Below are 6,717 nucleotides of genomic sequence, written 5' to 3' on the forward strand. Positions count from 1 at the left end.
ACGGCCTCCTCCGCGCCGGAAACGACGACGGAGGTCGGGCCGTTGACGGCGGCGATCGAGACGAACTCACCGAGCAGCGGCAGGACTTCGTCCTCCGTCGCCTGCACCGCCAGCATCGCGCCACCGGCGGGCAGCGCCTGCATCAGGCGGCCACGGGCACTCACCAGCGCACACCCGTCGGCCAGCGAGAACACCCCGGCCACATGCGCCGCAGCGACCTCACCGATCGAGTGCCCGGCCACGAACTCCGCTCGGACGCCCAGCGATTCGACGAGACGGTACAGCGCCACCTCGACGGCGAACAGCCCCGCCTGCGCGTACTCCGTCCGGTTCAACAGCTCCGCATCCGACCCCCACACCACCTCACGCAAAGCCGGATCCAGCTCCGCGCACACCTCGTCGAAGGTCGACGCGAACACCGGGAACCGGGCATACAACTCCCGCCCCATCCCCAGCCGCTGCGACCCCTGCCCCGAGAACAGGAACGCCGTCCCGCCGCCCCGGACCGCGCCCTCGACGACCGCGCCCTCGACTCCCCTGCCCGAGCCCGCCGCCAGCGCGTCGAGCCCGCGCAGCAGCGCGTCCCGGTCCGAACCGACCACCACGGCCCGGTGGTTCAGCATCGAGCGGCTCGTGGCCAGTGCCACCGCGACGTCGGCGGCCGGCCAGCCCGCCGCGATGTCGCGCAGGCGGGCGGCCTGGGCGCGCAGCGCCTCCGGCGTCCGGCCGCTCAGCACCCACGGCACGACGGCCGGGACGGGGGCGGCCTCTGCCGCCTCCTCCGCCACGACCTCGTCCGCCTGCTCCAGGACCACGTGCGCGTTCGTCCCGCTGATGCCGAACGCCGAGACGCCCGCCCGGCGCGGACGCCCGGTCTGCGGCCAGTCGCGGGCCTCCGTCAGCAGCTCGACGGCGCCCGCCGTCCAGTCGACGTGCGAGGACGGCTCGTCGACGTGCAGGGTGGCCGGCAGCACGCCGGCGCGCAGCGCCATGACCGTCTTGATCACGCCCGCGACGCCGGCCGCCGCCTGGGCGTGGCCGATGTTCGACTTGACGCCGCCGAGGTAGAGCGGCCGGTCGGCGGGCCGGTCCTGGCCGTAGGTGGCGAGCAGGGCCTGGGCCTCGATCGGGTCGCCGAGCGTCGTGCCGGTGCCGTGGGCCTCGACGGCGTCGACCTGGTCGGGGGTGAGGCGGGCGTTGGCGAGCGCGGCCCGGATGACGCGCTGCTGCGAGGGGCCGTTGGGGGCGGTCAGGCGGCTGCTGGCGCCGTCCTGGTTGACGGCGGTGCCCCGGACGACGGCGAGGACCTCGTGGCCCAGGCGCCGGGCGTCCGAGAGCCGCTCGACGAGCAGGACGCCGACGCCCTCGGCCCAGGAGGTGCCGTCCGCGGACTCCGCGAAGGGCTTGCAGCGCCCGTCGGGGGCGAGTCCGCGCTGGCGGGAGAACTCGGTGAACAGGCGGGTGGTCGGCATGACGGCGACGCCGCCGGCGACGGCCATCGAGCACTCGCCGGCGCGCAGCGCGCGGACCGCGAGGTGGAGGGCGACGAGGGCGGAGGAGCACGCGGTGTCGACGGTGACGGCCGGGCCCTCCAGGCCGAGGGTGTACGCGATGCGGCCGGAGAGGACGCTGACGGCTCCGCCGGTGAGGAGGTGGCCCTCGGTCTCCTCGGTCCGCCGGGCGAGGGAGCCGTAGTCGGTGTCGGCGCCGCCGATGAACACGCCGGTGTCGCTGCCGCGCAGGGCGGCGGGGGCGATGCGGGCGCGCTCGACGGCCTCCCAGGCGGATTCGAGGAGGAGCCGCTGCTGCGGGTCCATGGCGAGGGCCTCGCGGGGGGCGATGCCGAACAGCTCGGCGTCGAAGTCGGCGACGCCGTCGAGGAAGCCGCCGTGGCGGACGTAGCTCTTGCCGGGGGTGCCCGGCGTGGGGTCGTAGAGGCCCCCGGTGTCCCACCCGCGGTCCTCCGGCAGGTCGCCGATGGCGTCGGCGCCGTCGGCGACGAGCCGCCAGAGGTCCTCCGGGGTGCGGACGCCGCCGGGGTAGCGGCAGGCCATCCCGATGATCGCGATCGGCTCGGCGTCCCTCGCCTCGACGGACTCCAGGCGCTGCTTCGTGCGCCGCAGGTCCGCGGTGACCTTCTTGAGGTAGTCGCGGAGCTTGTCCTCGGAGGTGCTGGCCATGGGTGGGAAACCTCGCAGTTCGGAAGGGTGGTACGGGCCGGCGTCTTACGGGGTCGCCTCAGGCGAGTCCGAGCTCGCGGTCGATCAGGTCGAACATCTCGTCGTCCGTGGTGGCGTCGAGCGCGTCGTCCGGCCCGTCGGCGGCCGCGGGCGACTCGGTGGCGTCGCCGTCGAGCCGCCACTGGAGGCTCTTGAGGCGGGCGAGGAGGCGGGTGCGGGAGTCGGCGTCCAGTTCGGTGGCGCCGAGCGCGCTCTCCAGCTCGTCGAGTTCGGCGAAGACGGGCCGGGCGGGCGCCGCGGTGCCGGCGGGTGCGCCGACCAGGTCGCGCAGGCGCCCGGCGAGGGCGGTGGGCGACGGGTGGTCGAAGATCGTCGTGGTGGGCAGCCGCAGGCCGAGTTCGGCGTTGAGGCGGTTGCGCAGCTCGACGGCGGTCAGGGAGGACATGCCGAGGTCGAGGAAGCCGCGCTCGGGTTCGACGGCCTCGGGCGAGCCGTGGCCGAGGACGGCGGCGAGGTGGCCGACGACGATGTCCAGCAGCAGCTTCTCCTGCTGGGCGGCGGCGAGGCCGGGCAGCCGGTCGAGCACGCCCCGGTCGCCGGACGCCGTGCTCCCGGCCGGGCCGGCGGCCGTGCGCCGGGCGGCGGCGCGGCGGGGCGCGAGCTCGGCGAACAGCGGCGGCGCCCCGGCCGTGGCGAGGGCGTGCCGGTCGAGCCGGATCGGGGCGAGGTGCGGTCGGTCGACGCCGCTCGCGGCGTCGAGCAGGGCAAGGCCCTGGACGGCCGTGAGCGGCAGCATGCCGGAGCGCGCGAAGCGGGCGATGTCCACGGCGTCCAGCGTGGACGTCATTCCACTCGATTCTCCCCAGTATCCCCACGCGAGGGAGACGGCCGGGCGGCCTTCGGCGCGGCGGAGGTGGGCAAGGGCGTCCAGGAAGGCGTTGGCGGCGGCGTAGTTGGCCTGGCCGGGGCCGCCGGCCGTGGCGGCGAAGGAGGAGAACAGGACGAAGGCGGAGAGGTCCAGGTGCCGGGTCGCGTCGTGGAGGTTCCACGCGGCGTCCACCTTGGGGCGCAGCACCTCGGTGAGCTGCTCGTCCGTCAGGCTTTCGAGCAGTCCGTCGTGCAGGACGCCGGCGGCGTGGACGACGCCGGTGAGCGGGTGGTCGGCGGGGACGGTGGCGAGGAGCGCGTCGAGGGCGGCGCGGTCGGCGGTGTCGCAGGCGGCGACGCGGGCGTCGGCGCCGAGGGCCGCCAGGTCGGCGACGAGCTCGGCGGCGCCGGGCGCGTCCGGGCCCCGGCGGCCGGTGAGCAGGAGGTGGCGCACGCCGTGCTCGGTGACGAGGTGGCGGGCGACGAGGGTGCCGAGGGTGCCGGTGCCGCCGGTGATCAGGACGGTGCCGGCGGGGTTCCAGGACCACGCGCGGTCGTCCCCGCCGGCGGGCAGCGGGCGCAGCCGGGGGGCCGTCACCTCGCCGCCGCGGACGGCCAGGCGCGGCTCGTCGGGGACGGCGAGGGCGGTGGGCAGGGCGGCGTCCGAGGCGGGGTCCTCGTCGAGGTCGACGAGGAGGAAGCGGCCGGGGTTCTCGGACTGGGCGGAGCGGATGAGTCCGTGGGCAGCGGCCTGGGCGAGGACGGTGGCGTCGGTGGAGGGGGCCGCGGCCTCGGCGCCGTGCGTGAGCAGGGCGAGGCGGGCGTCGGCGAGCCGGGGCTCGCCGAGCCAGGCGCGGGCGAGGCCGTGGGCGGCCCGGACGGCGCGGTGCGCGGCGGTGACGGGGTCGGCGTCGTCGGCCGCGGTGAGGCGGTGGACGACGGTGGCGGGTGCGGGCTCCCCGGCGTCCAGGGCGGCGGTGAGGCCGGCGAGGTCGGCGTAGGAGCGGGCGCCGAGGGCGGCGGCGAGCGCGTCGTCGCCGCCGAGGACGGCCGTGTCCTCAAGGCCGTCGGCGGACACGGCGCTGTTCGGTGTCGGAGCCCACTCGACCGCGTAGAGCGGGTCCGCCACCGGGGCGAGGTGCTCGGGCGCGATCGGGCGGACGGTGACGGCTCCGGCGGTGAGCACGGGGGCGCCGTCGGCGTCGGCGGCGGTGAGCGCGTGGCCACCGTCGGCGGCCGGGGTGAGCCGGACGCGGAGCAGGGCGGCACCGGTGGCGTGGACGGTGACGCCGCGCCAGTCGACGGGCTGGGCGGGGCCGGTGCCGCCCGGGAGAGCGGCGAGCAGGGCCTGGAGGAGACCAGGGTGGACGCGGAAGCCGGCCGTCTCGGCGCGGTGCTCCTCGGGCAGGGCGACCTCGGCGAACAGCTCGTCGCCGCGCCGCCAGCGTGCGGCGACGGTGCGGAAGCGCTCGCCGTACTCGGCGTCGTCCGGGGTGTCCACCGCCTCGGCACCGGCGGGCGGCCATGCGGTCAGGGACGCGCCGTCAGCGCTCTCGGCAGTCAGGGTGCCGCTCGCGTGGCAGGTCCACGGGAGGTCGTCCGGCGCGCCGGTCGGGCGGGCGTGGACGGTGAGGGCCCGTCGGCCGTCGGCGTCGGCGGGTCCCGCGGTGAGCTGGAGGTCGACGGTGCCGTGGTCGGGCAGGGTGAGCGGGGTGAGCTCGGTGAGGTCGGCGACGGTCGGGCAGCCCGCCTCGTCGCCGGCCCGCACGGCCCAGTCGAGCAGCGCGGTGCCCGGCACGACGGCGGTGCCGCGCACGCGGTGGTCGGCCGTCCAGGGGTGCGTCCCGGTGCCGATCCGGCCGGTGAGCAGGACGCTCCCCGAGCCGTCCGCGAGCCGGACGACCCCTTCCAGCCCGCTGGGTTCGAGGGGAGCGCCGGTGCGGGCGGCGTCCTGGGCGAGCCAGTAGCGGCGGCGCTGGAAGGCGTAGGTGGGCAGGTCGGCGGACCGGCCGCCGGCGAGGGCGGGCCGCCAGTCGATCCGCACGCCGTGCACGTGGGCCTCGGCGAGGGAGGCGAGCAGCCGGGCCTGGCCGCCGTCCTCGCGCCGGACGGTGCCGAGCACGACGGCCCGGACGCCCGCGTCGGCGGCGGTGTCCTCGACGGCCATGGCGAGCACGGGGTGCGGGCTGCATTCGAGGAAGGCGTCGTGGCCCTGGGCGAGCAGGGCGCGGACGGACTCCTCCAGGCGGACGGTCCGCCGCAGGTTGCGGTACCAGTACCCGGCGTCGAGCGGGGTGTCGCCGAGCCAGTCGGCGGTGACGGTGGAGAAGAACGGGATGCGGGCCTCGCGCGTGGTCAGTCCGGCGAGTTCGGCGAGGAGGGTCTCCTCGATCCGTTCGACCTGGGCGGAGTGGGAGGCGTAGTCGACGGGGATGCGCTTGGCCCGGACGCCGTCGCGGGCGCAGTCGGCCAGGAGGTCGTCGAGGGCCGCGTTCTCGCCGGAGACGACCACGCCGGCCGGGCCGTTGGCGGCGGCCACCGAGATCCGGCCGCCGTGGGGCTCGATCCGGGCGAGGACGTCGGCGTGCGCCAGCGGCACCGACACCATGCCGCCGTGGCCGGAGAGGCCGCGGGCGATGGCCTGGCTGCGCAGGGCGACGACCTTGGCGCCGTCCTCCAGGGAGAGCGCGCCGGCCACGCAGGCGGCGGCGATCTCTCCCTGGGAGTGGCCGAGGACGGCGGCGGGGGTGACGCCGTGGGCCTGCCAGCAGGCGGCGAGCCCGATCATGGTGGCCCACAGCGCGGGCTGGGCGACGTCGACGCGGTCGAGTGACGGCGCGTCGGCCCGGCCGCGCAGGACGGCTTCGAGGGACCAGTCCGTCCAGGGTGCGAGGGCCCGTTCGCAGGCGCCGATCCGCTCGGCGAACTCCGGGGAGGCGTCGAGCAGTTCGGCGCCCATGCCGACCCACTGAGAGCCCTGGCCGGGGAAGACGAGGACGGCCCGGCGGTCGCGGCCGGCGCCGTGCCGGCCGGTGACGACGCCCGGGGCGGGCGTGCCGTCGGCGAGCGCGGCGAGCCCGGCGCGCAGGTCCTCGATGCCGGTGCCGACGACGGCGGCGCGGTGCTCCAGGAGCGCGCGGCCGGTGGCGAGGGAGTACGCGAGGTCGAGCGGCGCGGCGCTGCCGGTGGAGAGGTGGTCGAGCAGCGCGCAGGCCTGGCCCCGCAGGGCCTCGGCGCTGCGGGCGGAGAGCAGCCAGGGCAGGGCGGGGCGCTCGGGCCCGGGTGTCAAAGAATCGGGCTGGGACTCCTGCTGGGGGGCCTGTTCGAGGATCACGTGGGCGTTGGTGCCGCTGAGTCCGAAGGAGGAGACGCCGGCGCGCCGGGGCCGTCCGGTGGCGGGCCAGTCGCGGGCCTCGGCGAGCAGGTCGACGGCGCCCTCCGTCCAGTCGACGTGCGTGGTGGGCCGGTCGATGTGGAGCGACACCGGCAGCTCGCCGTGCCGCAGGGCGAGGACGGTCCTCATCACGCCGGCGACGCCCGCGGCGGCCTGGGTGTGGCCGAGGTTGGACTTCACCGAGCCGACGAGGAGCGGGTGTTCGCGCTCCTGGCCGTAGGTGGCGAGCAGGGCCTGGGCCTCGATCGGGTCGCCCAGGCGGGTGCCGGTGCCGTG

Annotated in this window: 2 protein-coding genes; both read right to left on the minus strand. The window is 77.0% G+C overall.

Annotated elements, in window-relative coordinates; all coding sequences use genetic code 11:
• The coding region (locus ACFV4G_RS42595; RefSeq protein WP_380448904.1) for a type I polyketide synthase at nt 1–2,180 on the minus strand (2,180 nt) is incomplete at its 3' end.
• 58 nt (nt 2,181–2,238) lie between these two features.
• The coding region (locus ACFV4G_RS42600) for an SDR family NAD(P)-dependent oxidoreductase (RefSeq protein WP_380448906.1) at nt 2,239–6,717 on the minus strand (4,479 nt) is incomplete at its 5' end.

Source organism: Kitasatospora sp. NPDC059747 (genome assembly GCF_042732955.1).
Lineage (GTDB): Bacteria > Actinomycetota > Actinomycetes > Streptomycetales > Streptomycetaceae > Kitasatospora.